The sequence below is a fragment of the Filobacillus milosensis genome (genome assembly GCF_004402015.1).
GTDB classification, from domain to species: Bacteria; Bacillota; Bacilli; order Bacillales; family Alkalibacillaceae; genus Filobacillus; species Filobacillus milosensis.
In genome coordinates this window covers 1-18,281 of sequence record NZ_SOPW01000005.1, presented here as the reverse complement: position 1 = coordinate 18,281, position 18,281 = coordinate 1, and the positions used below count along the sequence as shown (strand labels likewise).

Here is an 18,281-nt window from a genome sequence, read left to right as displayed (position 1 = left end):
CCTCCCACAAAAATTAATCCCAACTTCTACTTGAGAAGTTGGGATTTTTATTATGCTTGTACTGCTTCTTTCATTTCTTCAATTTGTTCAACGTCCAACACTTTATGTAAATGAACGAGGATCAAGAGACGATCATCTTGCTTTGAGACACCCATGATGTATTCTTTTTCCACGCCACCAACCATTTGAGGCGGATCTTCAACTGAATCATCATTGACATCAATAACTTCTTTGGCTTCATCCACTAATAAGCCCATCTTTAATCCTTCAACTTGGACAATTAAAATTCTGGTTTCAGATGAATCTTCTGTTTCACCTATCTCTAGTAGATGACGTAAATCTACTACCGTTGTGACCTCTCCACGCAGCTCAACAATCCCCTTCACATAATCAGGTGCTTGAGGAACTTTTGTGAAAGAAGTTACCTTCTCAATCGATTGAACCTGATCAATAGGCACACCAAAATGCTCATCTCTCATTCTAAAAACCACATATTTTCTCAATATAGACACCGCCTTTTATAATTTAGCTGACGAATTAGTCATTTTTTCTTATAGAAATCGTAACTTAACCCCTTAATGAAGTCAATATAAGGATATCATGATAATATAAAGGAGGGTGATGATAATGAAGATTTATATAGATGCTGATGCGTGTCCAGTAAAAGACATTATTATTGAGGAAGCAGAAAAGTTTAACCTACCTGTTATTTTAATAAAGAGCTATGCCCATTTTTCCAACCAAATTGAAAAGCAGCACGTAGAAACAGTTTACGTGGACTCTGACAATGAAGCTGCAGATTACAAACTAATGCAAATGGTCGATTCTGGGGATGTCGTAATTACACAGGATTATGGGTTAGCCTCTCTTTTATTAGCAAAAAACTGCACCATTTTACACCATAAAGGGTTTATATACACACCTCAAAAAATGGACATGCTATTGAACTCAAGGTATGCTAGTGCGATGGAACGAAAAAGTGGAAAACGCACAAAAGGTCCGAAAGCTATGACTGACCAAGACCGGGAGAAATTTAAACATATTTTCTTAAAAATTATTAGCCATTAATATAATCTTACAGCGGTATATATATACCATGCTGATAGAGACAATAGAACTACAACCACAAGAGAAGAATAAGTGATTGTATGAAAACGATTCATGTATTTTTGTCCCAATTGTAACGCTAGTATATAGACGGGGACCGTAATGATAATCGCCAATACGGTCAATCCAAGTGCGTAAAAAGCAACCTCCAGCACGCCATCAATGTTCTGTCCTCTCTGGTTCACAAATCCTACGACTGCCACCGCTATATAAATTGGATAGAGATTAATGATCGTTACACCGATAAAATATAAAAGCGTTAAAATGTTGTTTTTCATTCTTTCCGCCCACCCCAGTTACAATATTTATCCAATTATAACCCAAAACTTAAACTTTTATTTGCATATCATCCATAAAATCCCAATAAAGTAGTGCACATCGGATATGAAAATCTGATTATTCGAGCTTTCATGACAAAAACTTACAACTTAATCACTATTTACTATTTATTTTGAATAGTGGTAATATTTTAGCAATTATCAATAGAACACGAATACCTCACGACAAACACCAATATATTTGGCATTGTCGTGTTAGTTTTCTGAAAGGAATTTTTTGTGAGACGATTCATTATTTTGATTAGTATTTTTATTTTATTCTTAATTTCAATAAAAACTTCCATTGGCAATTTTGGTAAGCCTAGTCAAAAGTTCAACTACTTAGTTCACTTTAAAGGTCCATTACATAATGACCTATTTTCAACTTTTGGGATTGAAGATCAAGATATTATTCACAAGTACCAACTACTTCCTGTTTACCACTTAAATATAACTGATAAACAGGCAAAACACCTGAGAAAGCACTCCAAAGTAAAATCAATTGAGTTAGATTCTTCAATCCATACATATGAAAACTGACTCAATGAACTCTTTTATAAGTAGATTAACTCTACTTAAATAATAAATTCTTTAGGAGGCTAAATTTGAAAAAGTTTTTTGTATTGTTTATCACTGTATTATTTCTCTTGGTGCCACTACAAACGAGCTTCGCAGATGAAGCAAAAACTCAAGCCAAGGATGAATACTTAGTCCAGTTTGATGGTCCAGCGAAAAAAGGACTAATCAAATCATTTGGTGTTGAAGATCAGGATATCCTCACAGAATATGACTCACTACCTGTCTTTCACTTAAAACTTACTGAAAAACAAGCCAAAGGATTAAAAAATCACCCTCAGATTAAATATGTCGAAGAAAACGCTGAAGCCAAGGCATTTGCCCAGCAAACACCATGGGGCATTCCTCATGTAGAAGGAACAACAGCACAAAATAATGGCCACACAGGTGACGGTGTAAAAGTGGCTATTCTAGATACTGGTATTGATGCTTCACATGAAGATTTAGTAGTAGCAGGTGGTTACTCGGTATTTGGTGACTCACCTTACAATGATGGTAATAGTCATGGCACACACGTGGCTGGTACTGTTGGTGCCCTTGATAATGACTTAGGTGTTGTCGGGGTTGCTCCTGATGCAGAGTTATATGCAGTAAAAGTTTTAGATGATAATGGTAGCGGTTCTTATGCTGGTATTGCAGAAGGAATTGAATGGGCAATTGAAAATAATATGGACATTATTAATATGAGCCTTGGAGGTTCGACTGACTCTTCTGTATTAGAAGAATTTGTAGACTTAGCTTATGAAGAAGGCATTTTAGTCGTTGCAGCAGCAGGAAACAGCGGTACATGGTTAGGTTGGTTCGACACTGTCGGTTACCCTGCCAAATATGATTCTGCAATGGCTGTAGCAGCGGTTGATCAAAACAATAACAGAGCTTCATTTTCAAGTACAGGTAACGCTGTAGAGATTTCGGCACCAGGTGTAGGTGTATTAAGTAGTGTTCCTGGCAATGGTTATGCCTCTTATGATGGGACATCGATGGCCTCACCTCATGTAGCCGGTGTTGCTGCACAAGTTTGGGCAGCAAAACCAAGTCTAACTAATGTAGAGTTACGACAATTACTTAATCAAACCGCACAATACTTAGGTGATCCTTTCCATTATGGAAATGGTCTAGTTCAGTCATATGATGCTATAAACTATTAATCTAGTTATTTAGCAGGGTAAGGGCCCACTCTGCTTTATATAAAAATTTTAGGAGGTTACTAATGAAAAAAATTTTAGTATTAATCAGTGCATTAGTATTACTTCTTATGCCATTACAGACAGGTTTTGCGCAGGAAGTGAACACTCAAAGTAAAGATGACTACTTAGTAAAATTTAATGGTCCTGCAGATAAAGGATTGCTTAAAGCTTTTGGAGTTGAGGACAGTGACATCTCACATACGTTTGATGAACTTCCAGTAGTAGCTCTAAGCTTATCAGAAGGTCAGGCAAAAGGGTTACTCAACCACCCTCAAATTGAGGCCGTTGAGGAAGACGCTGAAGTTCATGCATTTGCTCAAACAACCCCTTGGGGTGTACCTCACGTCCAAGGAACGGATGCACAAAATGCTGGTTACACAGGTAACGGTGTTAAAGTTGCAATTCTGGACACTGGAATCGATGCGACTCATGAAGACTTAACTGTTTCAGGTGGCCACTCAGTATTTGATGATGCAGAAAATAGCGACCCTTATAATGATGGCAACGGACACGGAACGCACGTAGCAGGAACGGTTGCCGCAACAAATAACACTTTAGGTGTGCTAGGAGTTGCTCCACAGGCTGAATTGTACGCAGTAAAAGTATTAAACAATGATGGCAGTGGTTCTTACTCTGGTATCGCCGAAGGTATTGAATGGTCAATCCAAAACGGTATGGATATCATCAACATGAGCTTAGGCGGTTCTCAAAGCTCTTCTATTTTAGAAGACTTTGCAAATCTAGCGTATGATGAAGGTCTATTAGTAGTAGCTGCAGCAGGTAACAGCGGGAACCGCGGTGGTAAAAATGATAGTGTCGGCTATCCAGCAAAATACTCTTCAGTTATCGCAGTCGCAGCAGTTGATCAAAACAACAACCGTGCTTCATTCTCAAGCACAGGTCCTGCAGTTGAATTGTCTGCTCCAGGTGTAAACATATTAAGCTCGGTACCTGGTAACAGCTATGATTCTTATAATGGAACATCCATGGCTTCCCCACATGTAGCAGGTGTAGCTGCACAAGTTTGGGGTGCTAAATCAGGTCTTACTAATGTAGAGCTTCGTCAATTACTAAATGACACTGCTCAACCATTAGGAGGCTCTAACCAATACGGTAATGGTCTCGTTCAATCATTAGATGCTATTAATTATTAATTTTTTACGAAGAAGCTGCCAACTAGGCGGCTTCTTTTTTTATAGGATTTATTTTATTTGAGTTTTAATGATGATTAATAAAGTTAGTCATCTTTTAAATTGAGTTCTAAACCAGATTAATGGAGTTTACGAACTGATTAATCGAGTTTATTCCATTAATAATAGAGTTCTTCCTTCGATTAATGGAATTTTTCAAGTTTGGATTATTAAAAAAAAGAACTCGAAACCTAAATTTCGAGTTCTCTCTTTATTTATTATTGGAAGCTTTGAGGACCTTGATTTTGTTGTTGCTGTTGTTGAGCTTGCTCTCCCATTTGCGCTCCTTGCTGTGCACCCGTTTGCTGCTGACCTTGCTGCTGAGTCATTTGTGCACCTGGTTGAGCTTGACCTGCTTGCTGTCCTTGTTGGTTATGTGCCGGGAAAGATATGTTCGTTAATGCTTGTCCCGCTTCATTCTGGAATATGTTTTGAGTCGCTAAGTCTCCTAACGAAAGCATACCTGCCAGTTGGCCATTCTCAGTAACAGGTAAGCGGCGAATTTGTTTTTCAGCCATTAATTGCGCTGCTTGATGAACATCCATACTCGCGTCCGCTGATGTAAGTTGGCTACTCATACACTCACCCACTGTACAGTTACCATCTTTGCCCATAGCAGTTGCACGCGTTGTAATATCTCGGTCCGTAATAATCCCTCTTAACGCACCGTTTTCCACTACAGGGATGGCACCAATATCATTTTGCACCATAAGCTCCGCAGCTTCTTTTAAAGATTGTTGAGAGGTTACAGATACAACGTTTTTACTCATTAAATTTTTAATAGCATTTTCCATGTGTAAAATTCACTCCTTTTACCATTAGATTTGGCAGAAATAGTGATTTTATGCACCAGCTTTTAGTAATGTATAATGAAAATAAAAACTAGGTGAGGTCACATAAATGCTTATACATAATAAAGAAGTTAAAGGGCAGGTTATCGATTCTCAAACACGTTGTGAACATTATCATACTGATCGTGATATAATCGCAATTAAATTCAAGTGCTGCAATACTTATTATCCTTGCTATCAGTGTCATGAAGAAGAAGCGGGTCACTCGATTGAACGATGGAAGGCTGAGGAATATAACCAAAAAGCTATTCTTTGCGGTTCATGCGTAACTGAATTGACTATAGAAGATTATTTAAAATCCAATAATAAATGCCCAAATTGTGAGGCCCTGTTTAACCCAGGTTGTCAGCTGCATTATCATCTGTATTTTGAGACAAAATAAGCTTGACGTCATTAGTGACGTCAAGCCCGTTATTACCCTTTTATATCCCTTCTTCTATAAAGCGTTAATCCAATAAACATTAACCCTAATGCAATCATCGTTAGCACCATAGTACCCAGCCAATCAAAATCTTCTAACGGCACACTGGCAATATGCTCATAAGGAGATAATTTTTTCACCCAATCTGGGAACTTCAATATACCTCCAAAATAAATGATGACGAAAGCAAATCCTAAATATAACCAGGCTAATCCATTTAATCTACCTAAACCTAAGAATAAGGTAGCAACACCGAGCATCACCCAAGCAGCAGGTAAGTAGACCATAATGGCTTGAAAAAGTTCTGTAAAAGTAACACCCTCTTTAATCGCACTGGCTCCGGCAACACTTAGTCCAATTGCGCTCGAACCCACCATAATCATACTTGCTATTAATGCCACTATCATATAATTCCCTAAAAATCGTTTACGTGAAATGGCTGTTGATAAAATTTGTTCTGTACGATTCTTCTTCTCTTCCTTTTTTAACTTAAAGGCAGCCATTACAATTGGGATGGTGCTTAAGATTGCCATAATTGAAGCAATCATGGTCACGAACTGCAATGTCATTGGAACTCCTTCTTTTGTGGCCATAAACTCTTTCATCATTTCAATTTCTGCAAAGTAAGTTTCCGTGTCACCTAAAACAGATCCATAGGTGGCGCCAAATATAAATAATACAGCCGCCCATGAAATTAATGATGTTTTTTGTAACCTTAAGGTCAACCCGATATGACTTTGAGATAACGGTGTCGCGTGACGTCTCCCATTTCTAGTTGGTAAAAAACCAGCTCCTAAATCACGTATAGCATTTAAATATAAGGCCACAACAGCGATTAATATTGATAACACTAACGTCATAATCACTGGCCACCAGTAGTTATTTACAAATACCTGAGATTCCAGTACCCAACCAAATGGCGAGAACCAGGAAATCGTTGAATTAACCACATCACCCACAGCTCTCACCAGATAAGCTACACCTAATAATAAAAACGATAAACCAGTTGCACCTTTGGATGATTGAGATAGTTGAGCAAATAAAGCTGTAGTTGCGGCAAAGAAAATGCCCGTTACACCTAAGGCTGCGCCATATAACATTGACCCATTTAATCCCATACTTTCAATTCCTAAAGCATAAAGCCCGTAGCCCATAGCTAAAGCCAACACAATAAACGTTCCTGTCATCACGATCAGTGTAGCACTCATGTTGGATAATCTTCCGCTTGGTAAGGCACGAATCATTTCAATTCGTCCATCCTCTTCATCTGCACGAGTATGTCTGACTACCAGTAAAATACTCATGATTCCAATCACCAATAATGTCATCGCTAACATTTGATGGGCCATCATCGCTCCCTCGGTATAGTTATCTAAGCCATACCCTGGGCCAATCAAAGCTGTAATTGCCGGGTTTTCCATTGTTGAAGCAATTTGTTGGCGTTCTGTTTGTGACGGATAAAGGTCATCAAATGCAACAGCCGTTAATAATGACATCACTAAAAATCCTAAGATCCATATCGGAATCCGCAAACGGTCACGACGTAATATTAATCGAGCTAACCTTCCTGACTGCGAAAAATATTCTTTTCCCACTACTTCTCACCTCCAACCGTTTCCCCTTCATAATGTCTCATGAATAGGTCTTCTAATGTTGGTGGTGCGCTTTCGATTTTCACAATGCCTTGTTGGCTCACATGCGTCATGACCTGGTCTAGTTGTTCCGTATCTACTTGAAACTTATAAGACCGCCCTTCCTCCTGCACATCATGAATGCCTGATAATCCTTCAAATGATAAAGGCTCTCTAGTTTCAACATAAAGATTTGTACGAGTTAAGTGCCTCAGTTCCCTTAGTGAGCCCGACTCAATAATTTCACCTTGCCGGATGATACCCACTTTATCACACAGCTTCTCAACTTCAGATAAAATATGACTCGATAACAAGACGCTTTTACCTTGGTCTTTTGCTTCCAACACACACTCCTGAAAAACTCGTTCCATCAAAGGGTCTAAACCTGAAGTTGGCTCATCTAAAATGTAAAGGTCAGCGTCTGCTGCAAAAGCTGTGACTAACGCTACTTTTTGACGATTCCCCTTTGAGTAAGCTCCACATTTTTTGGTTGGATCAAGTTGAAATCGCTCGATTAATTCTTCATTGCGACTACGATCAATTTTAGCGCCACGCATTTTTGTAAAGAAATCAATGACTTCTCCTCCCGTTAAATTTGACCATAAATTCACATCGCCTGGCACATAAGCAATTCGTTTATGAATATCTACTGCATCTTTCCAAACGTCCTTGCCGAAAATCTTGGCTTCCCCAGAAGATGCCTTAATAATACCAAGTAAAATTCGAATCGTTGTCGATTTACCAGCACCATTCGGTCCAATAAATCCATAAACCTCACCTTCATTCACTTGCATATCGACTCCATTTAACGCCTTAACCTTGCCGAATTTCTTTGTTAACCCTTTCGCTTCTAACATAACCACAGTTTTCATCCCCCTATTTGTAAAAAGCTTTTCTTAACACTTCAATATAATCTAAAAATTCTTCCTTCAATGATTCAAAATCTAAATTTGAGAAATCTGTTCCCTCATGTCGATGAATAAGATTATTTTGATAGCCATCTATTGACCATTGAATGAGCTGAAAAGCTTTATCTACGTCAATATCATCTTTAAATGACGAGAAATCAATATTTGAATACAATTTGGCATAAGATTCTTCACGCAACTTAACGATTCGTCGTCGTAACTCATCTGGTAATTTAGATTCTTCCATAATAAATACCTGACTCATAAAATTAAATATTTGAGAGTGCTCTAAGTAGACTTTCATTTTGAACTCTGCAATTTTGCTCATTCTTTCGAAAAAGTCAGTTTCTGATAAGTCGACTTTGTTTAAATACTCTTCTTCAATTACATCTAAGCTTTCCTTAACTAAGTACAAAAACAATTCCCATTTATTATTAAAGTAATAGTACAACATCCCCTTTCCCACTCCAGCATTTTTAACTATTCGGTTCGTGGACGCTCGATCGTATCCATATTCTGCAAATTCATTCAGTGCAGAAAAAATTATTCTTTGTTGTTTATCATCTTGGTTATCTGAAAAGCCCATTTTGTCGACTTTCACCCTTCCTTGACCGTCACGGTCAACCTCATTATAAATCTATTCGACCACACTGGTCAATAGAATAATTTCTTCAAAATTTTACTATATATCTATTATGAGGTGTGCTATCATAGGATAGTAAAATAACAAAGGGGGAATACGTTTCATGTTTAAAAAGGTCATCATGAGCGTGATGCTGTTAGTGGTATTAGTATTAACAGCTTGTTCAGAAGAGGAAACGAGAAGTAATAAAGAAGTTACGGTTGATGCTTTTCAATCGATGATGGAAATGGAAAAATACGAAGCAACAAGTTCATTAGATGTTAATGTTGAGGCTGAGGTTCAAGACCCCTTCATTCAACCTTATATCCAAATGGTTAATGATATGGAACTTAGCGTAGATCAACGTGTAGATATGACAAAGAACCTTCAAGAAATGGTTGTACATTTCTCTGCACAAATGAATCCTATGAGCTTTAATGTTGATCTTCCAATTCTACAAAACATAGAAGATCAAACCATGTATATTGAAACTGACAGCTTAGTTGAAAACTTCGGTATGATGTTAGGTTTATCTGAAGACTTAAGTGGTAAATTACTAAAAATCGATCTAGCTGAATTAGAAGGTGCGGAAACTGAAGCACTTGATTATCAAGAAATTCAAGAAAAAGCACAAACAATGATGACAGATTTTCTACAAGATAAAAGTGAAGAAGACTTCACTAAAGATGGCGAGACTTATATCGTTACATTTACTAAAGAAGAGTTAACTGATTTCGTTGCTCAAATGGTCACTGAATTTGATGACACGATTTCAGATGAAGAACTTCAACAAGGTATCGATGAAATGAACACAGCTCTTGAAGAAGTTGATTTAAATACATTTGAAGTACATGTGACAATGGATGGCGATCAAATCAAGAGCCAAAAATTTGTGTTAGACACCGCATTTGACGCTGAAGGAACTCCAGTTCAACTTAACTTGGAAGCTGACACAACATACAATAGTATCGGTGAAGATATAGAATTCACTATCGACCCTGAAAACAGTGAAATCCTTGAAATGTCTGAGTTTGAACAGATGATGATGGGCGGCATGGGTTACTAATATTGAAGGATCGGGATTATTCGTCCCGGTTCTTTTTTTATGGACTTGGAAACTTACCAGTTCAACTTAGATACTATTTACAAAAAATTGGATAATTATTTTCAAACTTAGATACTAATGAAAAGACTCGTCCACTAATTCCCCTAACTTAGTTACTAATCCCCTTCAGTATAAACAACAAAAAATGACTTGAAACAAACCTAAAATTAGATTACAATCTAATTAGATAATTATCTAATGGAGGTTAAAGCATGCAATTAGATCGATTAGTCAACTTCCACAAAACAGTTGGCGATAAAACGCGTTTAAGAATTATTGGTTTACTCAAAGAAGGTGGGGCACTTCATGGTCAAGCTATTGCCGGTAAGCTTGGTTTAACTCCTCCAACTATTTCACATCATATTACAAAGCTAAAAGAAATTGATATTGTTTACCAACGTCGCGATAAAAACACGATTTATTATAGTCTCAACGAAAAAAAACTTGCCTTATTAGCCGAGGCAATTACAAGATTGGGGGATGAAGACATGAATGCAGAACTTCAAGTGACTGAAGAAGAAAAGCATAATGTTCTTAATAACTTCATAGATTCTAATGGTCGGTTAAAGTCGATTCCTGCTCAGCTCAAAAAACGCTTAATTGTTTTAGAGCACATTATTAAAGGTCTAGAGTCAGGTAAAACTTATCCTGAACCTGAAATCAATGAGCACATCAAAAAGTATCATGAAGATTTCGCAACGATTAGAAGAGAATTTATTATGCATCACTTCATGACGAGAGATAAGGGTTACTATGAATTGAACCCTAAAGAATTATGGCTGATTTAAATCAGCTATAATTTTTGATTAACTAATTAGATTATTATTAAATTAGATATGTATGAAAAGAGTGTAATTAATGAAAAACTGGCATATATGGTTACAAGAAAAAGAATATCAGAAACTCTTCTGGTCTGGAGTTGTTAATGGCGTTGGTAATCGCTTTACCCAAGTCGCATTGCTTGCTTTAATCTACCAAATGACGGAGTCCGGATTTGCCATCGGTCTCCTCTTTTTAATCAGATTGTTACCCTTTTTAATTATGGCTCCCATAGGTGGTCGATTAGCTGATCGCCTATCTAAGAAATATATATTAGTAACGATTGAATTAGTTCGTATACCTATTGTATTAACTTTATTATTCGTAGATAGTCCCAATCAACTTTGGCTAATCTACTTAAGCTCTTTTGGATTGGCATTAGGTGAAGCTGTTTATGCGCCTACCCGTAAAGCCACGATTCCTTCTTTGGTTAAAAACGATCGTTTATTGCACGTTAACGCTATTGAACAAGTTGTTTTAGGAGTCGTTTTAATCATAGGATCGACATCTGGAGGTGTCATTTCTTATCTATTTGGTATGAATACGGCTTTCATTTTAAATGCTATGAGCTTCTTAATTTCAGCTGCATTTTTAATTAGACTGTCTATAAAGGATGAACACAGCACATGTTTTACCAAACCAGTCAAGGATGTTCCTTATAAATTATTTTTCAAATCACCAGCGTTATTTATCTTTATCTTTATTTGTTTTACGATGCCGATCGCAAATGGAATAGACAATGTGTTATTAAGCATTTATGCATTAGAAGTATTTGAAATGGGTGACCTTGGTGTCGGTTTGATTTACGGAAGTCTTGGGGTTGGCTTAGTCTTAAGTTCTTTCTTCTCAAATTGGATGAAAGGCAAACTCATCCCAGTGATTATCATCTTTATTGCTTTAGAAGGAGTAGGGCACATCTTTTTAAGCCTGTCCCCTACATTCTTACTAGCCCTATTATCGATTTTATTCATTACATTCAGTGCCGGGCTTAGCAATATAAGTATTGACACGTTAATTATGAAAACTGTACCACAATCCAAACAAGGAACATTTTTTGGACTGACTGAAATGATTTCTAATGTAACTTTAGGTATATTTATTGCTATTGGTGGTCTTTTGTTAGAAATATTCGAGCCAAGGACACTTGGTGCAGTAGTAGGAGTTCTATATATGTGTTTAACAATTATATATGGATTGATGTTTAAAAGGGTTAATTTAATTAAGGAGAAAAGAAATCTGAAGAAAATGGTAGGATAAAGGAGACAAAACATGTTAGTAGAATTAACAAAATTCAAGGTTAAAAATGGCCAATCAAAACGAGTTGATGAATGGCTTCAGTTTTTAAACGACCATATGGAAGATGTTTTATTAACGTTAGAAGACGAAAAAATGTATGTTGAATCTATATTTAGAGAGCTTCAACATGGTGATGAATTTTTATATTGGTATTCAATTCAAGGTCAAGGTGGTCAGGATGTTTTAGACTCTGACCATTGGATTGATAAAAAGCACCTAGAATATTGGAATGAATGCATTGATCTAACGTTTAAGCCTGTTGATTTAAGTACAGAAGTCGTCATGATTCCTAAAAAAATCAGAAATAATATGGAATAAAAGAGGCTAGGACAAAACAAAATAATATTTTATTGTTTTTTGTATGAGAAGTATCTAGCGCAGTTAAAATGCGGAGATTCTTGCGGGAACAGCACGAGTCTCGAGACCCCACAGGCAGTGTTTTTCTGCCGAGGGATGCGCCTGCGGTTACTCGGCGCAAGGGACATAGTGGTTTCTTCGATGAAGTTCCCTGCTCGAGCCGTGCCCGCGGAAAGCGGAGTATTTTAACGGAACAAATTTATATGTGTAATCAAAAAATAATCCAGACAGATTCAACAGAATCGTCTGGATTTTCTTTGTGAAAATTTATATTTGTCCTAGTCTCTTTATCTCACATACAATCCTTGTCCAACATACAGAGTACTTAAGTTCTCATCTTGTGGGTTGAGTTCTCTTAGTTGCCACAATTTCATCCCATGTTTCTGAGCAATTTCCCAGGCTGTATCACCAGGTTTTACTTCATATTGATTTCCACTAATTCTTATTTGTTGACCAACATTAAGTCTGCCTAAATCTTGAATCTTCGGATTTAAAATCTTTAATTGTCTTAAACTAATCCAGTTATTAATGGCGATTTCCCAGGCTGTATCCCCTCTTTTAACCGTATAATACTGCCATGACGGACGCTTCGGACTAGGATCATAGCTATCCTGTTTTGGAGCTGGCTCTGGCTGATCTGTTTGTAATTTAGTCGTCGAATAAACAAACATTTGAACCCAATACCCTTGATAATAACCAACACCAATACGGTTAAAATCAGGACTAAGAATGTTTCTTCTGTGACCTGAACTATTCATCCAGTCTTGAACAACAGTAGAAGCAGTTGGTTGACCCATGGCGATATTTTCACCTGCAGTTCGGTAACTAATTCCGAATTGCTTCATCATATCAAAAGGTGAACCATAAGTAGGTGACGTATGAGAAAAGTAATTATTATTGTACATATCTTTAGCTTTTGCTTCAGCAACTTTAGAAAGCTCTGCACTATATGTTAATGGACTTCTCCCCCGCTCTTGCCTTTCAGCGTTTGTCAGCTCTGTAACCTTTTGTTCTGGAGATTGAGCTGAAACTTCTATTTGAAGTACTAATGGGACCATTAAAAATAAAATAATTAAACTTGATAATAAACGCATGCATTATCCTCCTTTCTCCTTTTATTGTTTATCATGGATGAAATCTTAAGCTGGTAATTCTAGGCTAAAACTTTATAGACATTTTTTATAAACCAAAGTATTATCCTATATAAGGAAAAACAAAAATTCTGGAGACGTTTTTATGTATGAGAAAACTAAGTATTTAATTATTCTATTAACTGTGACAAGTCAAATTGGAGCTATTGTAGCTATATTTTTTAATGTAACATTAGCCATCGCACTCGCAATTATTTACGGAATTTCTTTAATTTCATTAATAACTATTTTTATTGTTGAAAGGCGAAAAGAAAAAAAGGAGGAAATTAATTATGATGATTTTGACTACTGAACAAGCACCTGGGTATGAGGTAGAAGAACTTATTGGGTACGTTAAAGGGAGTACGATTCAAGCAAAGCACGTTGGCCGAGACATAACAGCTGCTTTAAAAGGGTTAGTCGGTGGCGAAATTGGTAGTTATGCTGACATGATGAATGAAGCGCGAAAACTTGCAATCCATCGAATGGTTCAAGATGCAGAGGCTAAAGGTGCCAATGCCATTATAGTGATGCGCTTACACACCTCTACAGTTATGGGAGGCGCAGCAGAAATTATTGCTTATGGTACTGCTGTAAAATTAAATAAAGTAAGTTCATAAACCACAGCCTGGCTTAAAGTCAGGCTGTTCTTTTATACATAATCTCAACCTTCACTGAAATACTAAGCAAATAGAGGTTATAAGTGAAGGAAGTGGAGTTTGTGGGAAAAGAAGGTACTCAAATCCCAATAAATAAAGATTTTAGCAAGAATATAGAATATTTACTTAAAGAATTACGGGTAGATCAAAATTTTGATATCATCCACCACAAGATAGAACATGGCGGTATTAAATTAGGTCTTTTCTTTGTTGATGGTTTTGCCGGTGGTCTGGCAATGATTGAAACGCTAAAGAGCTTGAAAGAATTAGATGAAGAAAAGCTTCAAAAAGACCCGGTTAATGCTCTATCCAAAAAGATCATCCCCCACCAGGAGATTGGAACTTCAAATGATTTAGAAGAAGTTATTGTACAAGTTTTATCAGGGCAAGCAGCTTTTATCATTGAAGGTTGTGAAGAAGCTGTCTTGGTGGATTCGCGTGAATATCCTATTCGTTCTCCCCAAGAACCCGACCTTGAGAGGGTTGTACGAGGTCCACGTGATGGTTTTGTTGAAACAATCGTATTTAACACCGCTCTAATCCGAAGACACGTTAGAGATCGTTCGCTAATTTTTCAATACATGCAGGTTGGACAACGTTCGAAAACTGATATCTGCTTATCTTATATTGATAGCGTCGTCGACCCGGAACTTGTTAAAAGACTTAAGAAGAAAATTAAAGAGATTAACATTGATGATTTATCAATGGGGGAAAAAACGTTAGAGGAATTTCTCTTTGGAAAAACGATGAACCCTTATCCACAGGTTCGTTATACAGAGCGTGGTGATACTGCAAGTGTTCACCTCATGGAAGGACATGTGCTCATTATTGTTGACGGGTCACCAAGTGTTATGGTTTGTCCGGCAACTTTTTGGCACCATTTACAGCATGCTGAGGAATATCGCCAGAAACCTATTGTAGGCGCTTTTCTTCGTTGGGTCAGGTTTGCTGCATTATTTGCAGGGCTTTTTCTACTTCCACTATGGTATCTATTTGCAACGAACCCAGAACTGCTACCTAATGCTTTGAGTTTTATAGGAGTTAAGGAAGAGGGTTCGATACCGCTCTTTCTTCAATTTTTTATTGCTGAAATTGGGGTTGAGATATTAAGAATGGCTGCAATTCACACCCCGAGCGCATTAGCCACAGCCCTAGGGTTGATTGCTGCTTTAATGATCGGACAAATTGCCATTGATGTTGGATTATTTACATCTGAAGTTATACTTTATTTAGCCATCGCCGTGCTTGGTAACTATGCCATGCCAAGTTATGAATTATCCTTGGCAAATAGGATTGTCAGATTAAAATTTTTAACCGCTGCAGCAGCATTCGGAGTAATCGGTCTGGTGATTTCTATTGTTCTTTGGTTATTATTACTTATATCTACGAAAACATTAAACACACCGTACTTATGGCCACTTATTCCGTTTAATGCGAAAGCATTTTTCGTTACTATCTTCCGTTCACCTATGCCATTACAAAAGAGCCGGCCAAGCGTATTAAATACCCAAGATGACTCCCGTCAATCAGGAGAATCCTAATCACATACGTGGTTAGGATTTTCTTATTATCTTGAAATGTTATAGTTATGTTAGACATTTTTTAATAAAGAAAGGGATATCAACTTATGACACTTACCCAAACCATACAATCATTAGATGCTCTTGGACAGAAAAGACTGATTGATCAAGGCGAAATTACTCCTCTCGAATTGACTGAACATTACATAAATCAAATTAAAGAATTAAACCCAAAACTTAACGCTGTCGTTCACCCTATGTTTGAGGATGCTTTGGCAAAAGCTGAAAATCATGCCAAGGGACCTGGAACCCTTAATGGATTACCTTACTTAATTAAAGATTTAAACTCAGTTAAAGGACATCCTGCAACCAATGGATCTAAACTTTTGAAAGATTTCATTGCACCTGAGAGTGATATGCTCGTTAATCGTTTTGAACAGGCTGGATTAAACTTCTTAGGTAAAACTAATACACCTGAATTCGGTTTTCTTCCCACAACGGAGCCTGAGTTATTTGGACCGACTAAAAACCCTTGGGATCTGGATTTATCTCCAGGAGGGTCAAGTGGTGGCGCGGCTGCTGCAGTTGCTTCAGGGATGGTTCCATTTGCGCACGCTAGTGATGGTGGAGGTTCTATTCGCATTCCCGCTTCATGTTGTGGATTATTCGGGATGAAACCATCTCGCGGGAGAATGCCGTATGCACCGTATATTGATCAACTATCTGTCAATCATGCTGTGACTAAATCGGTACGTGATAGTGCTGCTCTATTAGATATTCTTAAAGGTGGTACTCCAACTGAACTCTACCCTACATTCAACAATCAGGAAGATTTCTTAGCTGAGAGTCAAAAAGAACCTGGTAAGTTGAGGATTGCTGTTGCGCCTGATTGGGGCGGACAAGTTTCGATTGATGAAGACTCACGTCAAGCGATTAATCAAACAGCAAAATTATTGGAAGACCTTGGACACGAAGTAGAATCCACTTCACCTAATTTTGATTTTAAAACCTTTACTGAACAATTCATCAAAGATTGGGTAGCAGGTGGATCTGTCATTATAAAACACTTAGGGTTTATTAGTGGAAAAACGCCAAGCGCAGAGAATCTGGAAGCTATCTCTTATGATGTTTTCAAAAAAGGAACAGAAATGACGGCTTTAGAATATGAAGAAGCCAGAGTTTTGTTACACTTTGAAGCTAAAAAAATCCTTTCAATATTTAGTTCATATGATATGATCCTTACACCTGTCCTTAACAGTAAGCCCGTTAAAACAGGCTCACTAAACGGGACTGATATTGATAGCATGTATAGAAATATGGTGGATTACGTTAGCTTTACTCCGATTGCCAACGTGACCGGGCAACCTGCCATGAGTGTACCTTTATATTGGACAAATGAAGGTGTACCAATCGGCTCACATTTCATGGGACGCTTAGGTGATGAAGCGACTTTATTCCAATTAGCTCATCAACTCGAGCAAGCACAGCCTTGGATGGAACAATATTTAAAAATTAAATTATAATTATGAAAAAGTCCGTCTCCATTCATTGGTAGACGGACTACTTTTATTTCCCTTCAAATCGATGGACCAATTCAAATGACGGCCTGGATCGATAGGATTGATGAGGAACCATGTACCCTTTCATCGCATCTTTCGTACGGTCCAATAGTTGTTTTGATGTAATTAACTCCTGCATCGTATCCTCATCTAATTTTTGAGAGAAAACTTCTTTTGTTTCCCCTTCTTCAGGGCGCAACTCTCCAGATACATACTCTCCTTTAAAAGTTACACTGATATTCCCAGCGCTAAGGTTTTGGTTAATCCCTACTACCCCATGCAAATTTACTTTTACTCCTGTTTCTTCGTAGATTTCGCGATGACAGGCATCCGTTAGGGATTCACCTTCTTCAAGCAACCCCCCTGGTATCTCGACCGTGTGTGACCGATGTTCATTTCGAACAAGTAATACTTCTCCTGCTTCATTTGTGATATAGCCTGCAACCCCTACTCTATGTTGAGGTAAATGATAGTTTTCAGAAGTCGAATGCATGAATTCTTCTTTACTATCGATATACAGATTGCCTAGCTCTTTTCTTCTTTCTTGAGCCTGTTTATGTAAATCAGTTTGTCTGATGTTCTTTTCAATTTGTTCATAATGCTCCTGATCTTTGTATTCCCACATCGCCATGATCTCGTTCTGACCTTCGTTAACCCAGCGTCCGACTAATTTGGCTCCATGGTAGATTTGATTAGGATAAAGATATTCATGAAAAAATTTATTAAACGTATCTAGTTTGTTAGGGTCTATGGTGTAAGTTTTCCTTCTATAAAACATCCAACCTCTCCCTTGTCCTTTATTTATATAAATTATTTCATGTCCTAGGTATATTATCAATATTTTTCCAAATAAACTATTCAATAAAAAGTAAGGCATAATAAAGCAAAGCACCCTTTAGTCTTTATAGAGTGACCCAATAATATGAGACAGGAAAAAACACCCCCTATGTCGTATGTAAAAGTATTCGACAATTTAGGAGGTGTTTTTCTTTATGGGTAAAAATCGATTTTATCCTGAAGAAGTGA

20 protein-coding genes and 1 pseudogene are annotated in these 18,281 nt (G+C 37.4%); 13 read left to right on the top strand and 8 right to left on the bottom strand.

Annotation, left to right across the window (positions count from 1 at the left end; translation table 11 throughout):
* Nucleotides 1–50: 50 nt before the first annotated feature.
* Entirely contained in the window at nucleotides 51–491 is a 441-nt protein-coding gene (locus E3U55_RS05970; RefSeq protein WP_267195382.1) for a chemotaxis protein CheW, read from the bottom strand.
* A gap of 136 nt (nucleotides 492–627) precedes the next feature.
* Here E3U55_RS05970 and E3U55_RS05965 point away from each other — a divergent pair, with 136 nt between their 5' ends.
* The gene (locus tag E3U55_RS05965) at nucleotides 628–1,068 is read left to right on the top strand and encodes a YaiI/YqxD family protein (RefSeq protein WP_134339487.1); all 441 of its coding nucleotides are present in this window, start codon (nucleotides 628–630) and stop codon (nucleotides 1,066–1,068) included.
* Here E3U55_RS05965 and E3U55_RS05960 read toward each other — a convergent pair.
* Nucleotides 1,065–1,385, bottom strand: coding sequence for a hypothetical protein (locus E3U55_RS05960; protein ID WP_134339485.1), 321 nt, complete (start codon nucleotides 1,383–1,385; stop codon nucleotides 1,065–1,067). The genes E3U55_RS05965 and E3U55_RS05960 overlap by 4 nt on opposite strands.
* Nucleotides 1,386–1,664: 279 nt before the next feature.
* Here E3U55_RS05960 and E3U55_RS05955 point away from each other — a divergent pair, with 279 nt between their 5' ends.
* The 3 genes from E3U55_RS05955 (at nucleotide 1,665) to E3U55_RS05945 (ending at nucleotide 4,341) form a co-directional block, all read left to right on the top strand.
* On the top strand, nucleotides 1,665–1,964 hold the full coding sequence (locus E3U55_RS05955; protein WP_134339484.1) for a protease inhibitor I9 family protein: 300 nt from the start codon (nucleotides 1,665–1,667) through the stop codon (nucleotides 1,962–1,964).
* Nucleotides 1,965–2,029: 65 nt separating this feature from the next.
* The gene (locus tag E3U55_RS05950; protein WP_134339482.1) at nucleotides 2,030–3,148 is read left to right on the top strand and encodes a S8 family peptidase; all 1,119 of its coding nucleotides are present in this window, start codon (nucleotides 2,030–2,032) and stop codon (nucleotides 3,146–3,148) included.
* Nucleotides 3,149–3,210: 62 nt separating this feature from the next.
* Nucleotides 3,211–4,341, top strand: coding sequence for a S8 family peptidase (locus E3U55_RS05945; RefSeq protein WP_134339480.1), 1,131 nt, complete (start codon nucleotides 3,211–3,213; stop codon nucleotides 4,339–4,341).
* Nucleotides 4,342–4,595: 254 nt separating this feature from the next.
* Here E3U55_RS05945 and E3U55_RS05940 read toward each other — a convergent pair whose 3' ends face one another.
* Nucleotides 4,596–5,171, bottom strand: coding sequence for a CBS domain-containing protein (locus tag E3U55_RS05940; RefSeq protein ID WP_134339478.1), 576 nt, complete (start codon nucleotides 5,169–5,171; stop codon nucleotides 4,596–4,598).
* A 106-nt stretch (nucleotides 5,172–5,277) separates the two neighbouring features.
* Here E3U55_RS05940 and E3U55_RS05935 point away from each other — a divergent pair, with 106 nt between their 5' ends.
* Nucleotides 5,278–5,610, top strand: a complete 333-nt coding sequence (locus tag E3U55_RS05935) for a CHY zinc finger protein (RefSeq protein WP_134339476.1) — start codon at nucleotides 5,278–5,280, stop codon at nucleotides 5,608–5,610.
* Nucleotides 5,611–5,642: 32 nt separating this feature from the next.
* Here the strand turns inward: E3U55_RS05935 and E3U55_RS05930 are convergent, their stop codons facing one another.
* Genes E3U55_RS05930 through E3U55_RS05920 form a run of 3 tightly spaced genes read right to left on the bottom strand, consistent with a single transcriptional unit; the run spans nucleotide 5,643 to nucleotide 8,774 of the window.
* Nucleotides 5,643–7,244, bottom strand: coding sequence for an ABC transporter permease (locus E3U55_RS05930; protein ID WP_134339475.1), 1,602 nt, complete (start codon nucleotides 7,242–7,244; stop codon nucleotides 5,643–5,645).
* Entirely contained in the window at nucleotides 7,244–8,143 is a 900-nt protein-coding gene (locus E3U55_RS05925; protein ID WP_134339473.1) for an ABC transporter ATP-binding protein, read from the bottom strand. The genes E3U55_RS05930 and E3U55_RS05925 overlap by 1 nt, the downstream gene beginning before the upstream one ends.
* A gap of 13 nt (nucleotides 8,144–8,156) precedes the next feature.
* Nucleotides 8,157–8,774 carry a TetR/AcrR family transcriptional regulator gene (locus tag E3U55_RS05920; protein WP_134339471.1) on the bottom strand — a complete coding sequence of 206 codons (618 nt, stop codon included), beginning with the start codon at nucleotides 8,772–8,774 and terminating at the stop codon, nucleotides 8,157–8,159.
* Between the two features lie 160 nt (nucleotides 8,775–8,934).
* On the opposite strand from E3U55_RS05920, the gene E3U55_RS05915 reads away from it, so the two are divergent.
* The 4 genes from E3U55_RS05915 to E3U55_RS05900 all read left to right on the top strand — a co-directional run bounded on the left by E3U55_RS05915 (nucleotide 8,935) and on the right by E3U55_RS05900 (nucleotide 12,348).
* Complete coding sequence (locus tag E3U55_RS05915; RefSeq protein ID WP_134339469.1) at nucleotides 8,935–9,876, top strand: hypothetical protein; 942 nt, start codon at nucleotides 8,935–8,937, stop codon at nucleotides 9,874–9,876.
* 251 nt (nucleotides 9,877–10,127) lie between these two features.
* Nucleotides 10,128–10,703: a DUF2087 domain-containing protein gene (locus tag E3U55_RS05910; RefSeq protein ID WP_134339467.1), complete on the top strand. Its 576-nt coding sequence runs from the start codon at nucleotides 10,128–10,130 to the stop codon at nucleotides 10,701–10,703.
* Nucleotides 10,704–10,773: 70 nt separating this feature from the next.
* Nucleotides 10,774–11,991 (top strand): MFS transporter, encoded by a 1,218-nt coding sequence (locus tag E3U55_RS05905; RefSeq protein ID WP_134339466.1) that lies wholly within the window; start codon nucleotides 10,774–10,776, stop codon nucleotides 11,989–11,991.
* Nucleotides 11,992–12,003: 12 nt separating this feature from the next.
* Nucleotides 12,004–12,348: a DUF6176 family protein gene (locus E3U55_RS05900; RefSeq protein ID WP_134339464.1), complete on the top strand. Its 345-nt coding sequence runs from the start codon at nucleotides 12,004–12,006 to the stop codon at nucleotides 12,346–12,348.
* Nucleotides 12,349–13,049: 701 nt separating this feature from the next.
* Here E3U55_RS05900 and E3U55_RS17685 read toward each other — a convergent pair.
* Nucleotides 13,050–13,415: pseudogene (locus E3U55_RS17685) on the bottom strand (CAP domain-containing protein); the annotation flags it as partial.
* A gap of 208 nt (nucleotides 13,416–13,623) precedes the next feature.
* On the opposite strand from E3U55_RS17685, the gene E3U55_RS05890 reads away from it, so the two are divergent.
* The 4 genes from E3U55_RS05890 (at nucleotide 13,624) to E3U55_RS05875 (ending at nucleotide 17,219) form a co-directional block, all read left to right on the top strand.
* Nucleotides 13,624–13,830: a hypothetical protein gene (locus E3U55_RS05890; protein ID WP_134339460.1), complete on the top strand. Its 207-nt coding sequence runs from the start codon at nucleotides 13,624–13,626 to the stop codon at nucleotides 13,828–13,830.
* Nucleotides 13,811–14,137: a YbjQ family protein gene (locus E3U55_RS05885; RefSeq protein WP_134339458.1), complete on the top strand. Its 327-nt coding sequence runs from the start codon at nucleotides 13,811–13,813 to the stop codon at nucleotides 14,135–14,137. The genes E3U55_RS05890 and E3U55_RS05885 overlap by 20 nt, the downstream gene beginning before the upstream one ends.
* A 101-nt stretch (nucleotides 14,138–14,238) precedes the next feature.
* The gene (locus tag E3U55_RS05880; protein ID WP_134339456.1) at nucleotides 14,239–15,717 is read left to right on the top strand and encodes a spore germination protein; all 1,479 of its coding nucleotides are present in this window, start codon (nucleotides 14,239–14,241) and stop codon (nucleotides 15,715–15,717) included.
* A gap of 86 nt (nucleotides 15,718–15,803) precedes the next feature.
* Nucleotides 15,804–17,219, top strand: coding sequence for an amidase (locus E3U55_RS05875; protein WP_134339454.1), 1,416 nt, complete (start codon nucleotides 15,804–15,806; stop codon nucleotides 17,217–17,219).
* 43 nt (nucleotides 17,220–17,262) lie between these two features.
* Here E3U55_RS05875 and E3U55_RS05870 read toward each other — a convergent pair whose 3' ends face one another.
* Nucleotides 17,263–18,033 (bottom strand): NUDIX domain-containing protein, encoded by a 771-nt coding sequence (locus tag E3U55_RS05870; RefSeq protein ID WP_134339452.1) that lies wholly within the window; start codon nucleotides 18,031–18,033, stop codon nucleotides 17,263–17,265.
* Nucleotides 18,034–18,281 lie beyond the last annotated feature (248 nt).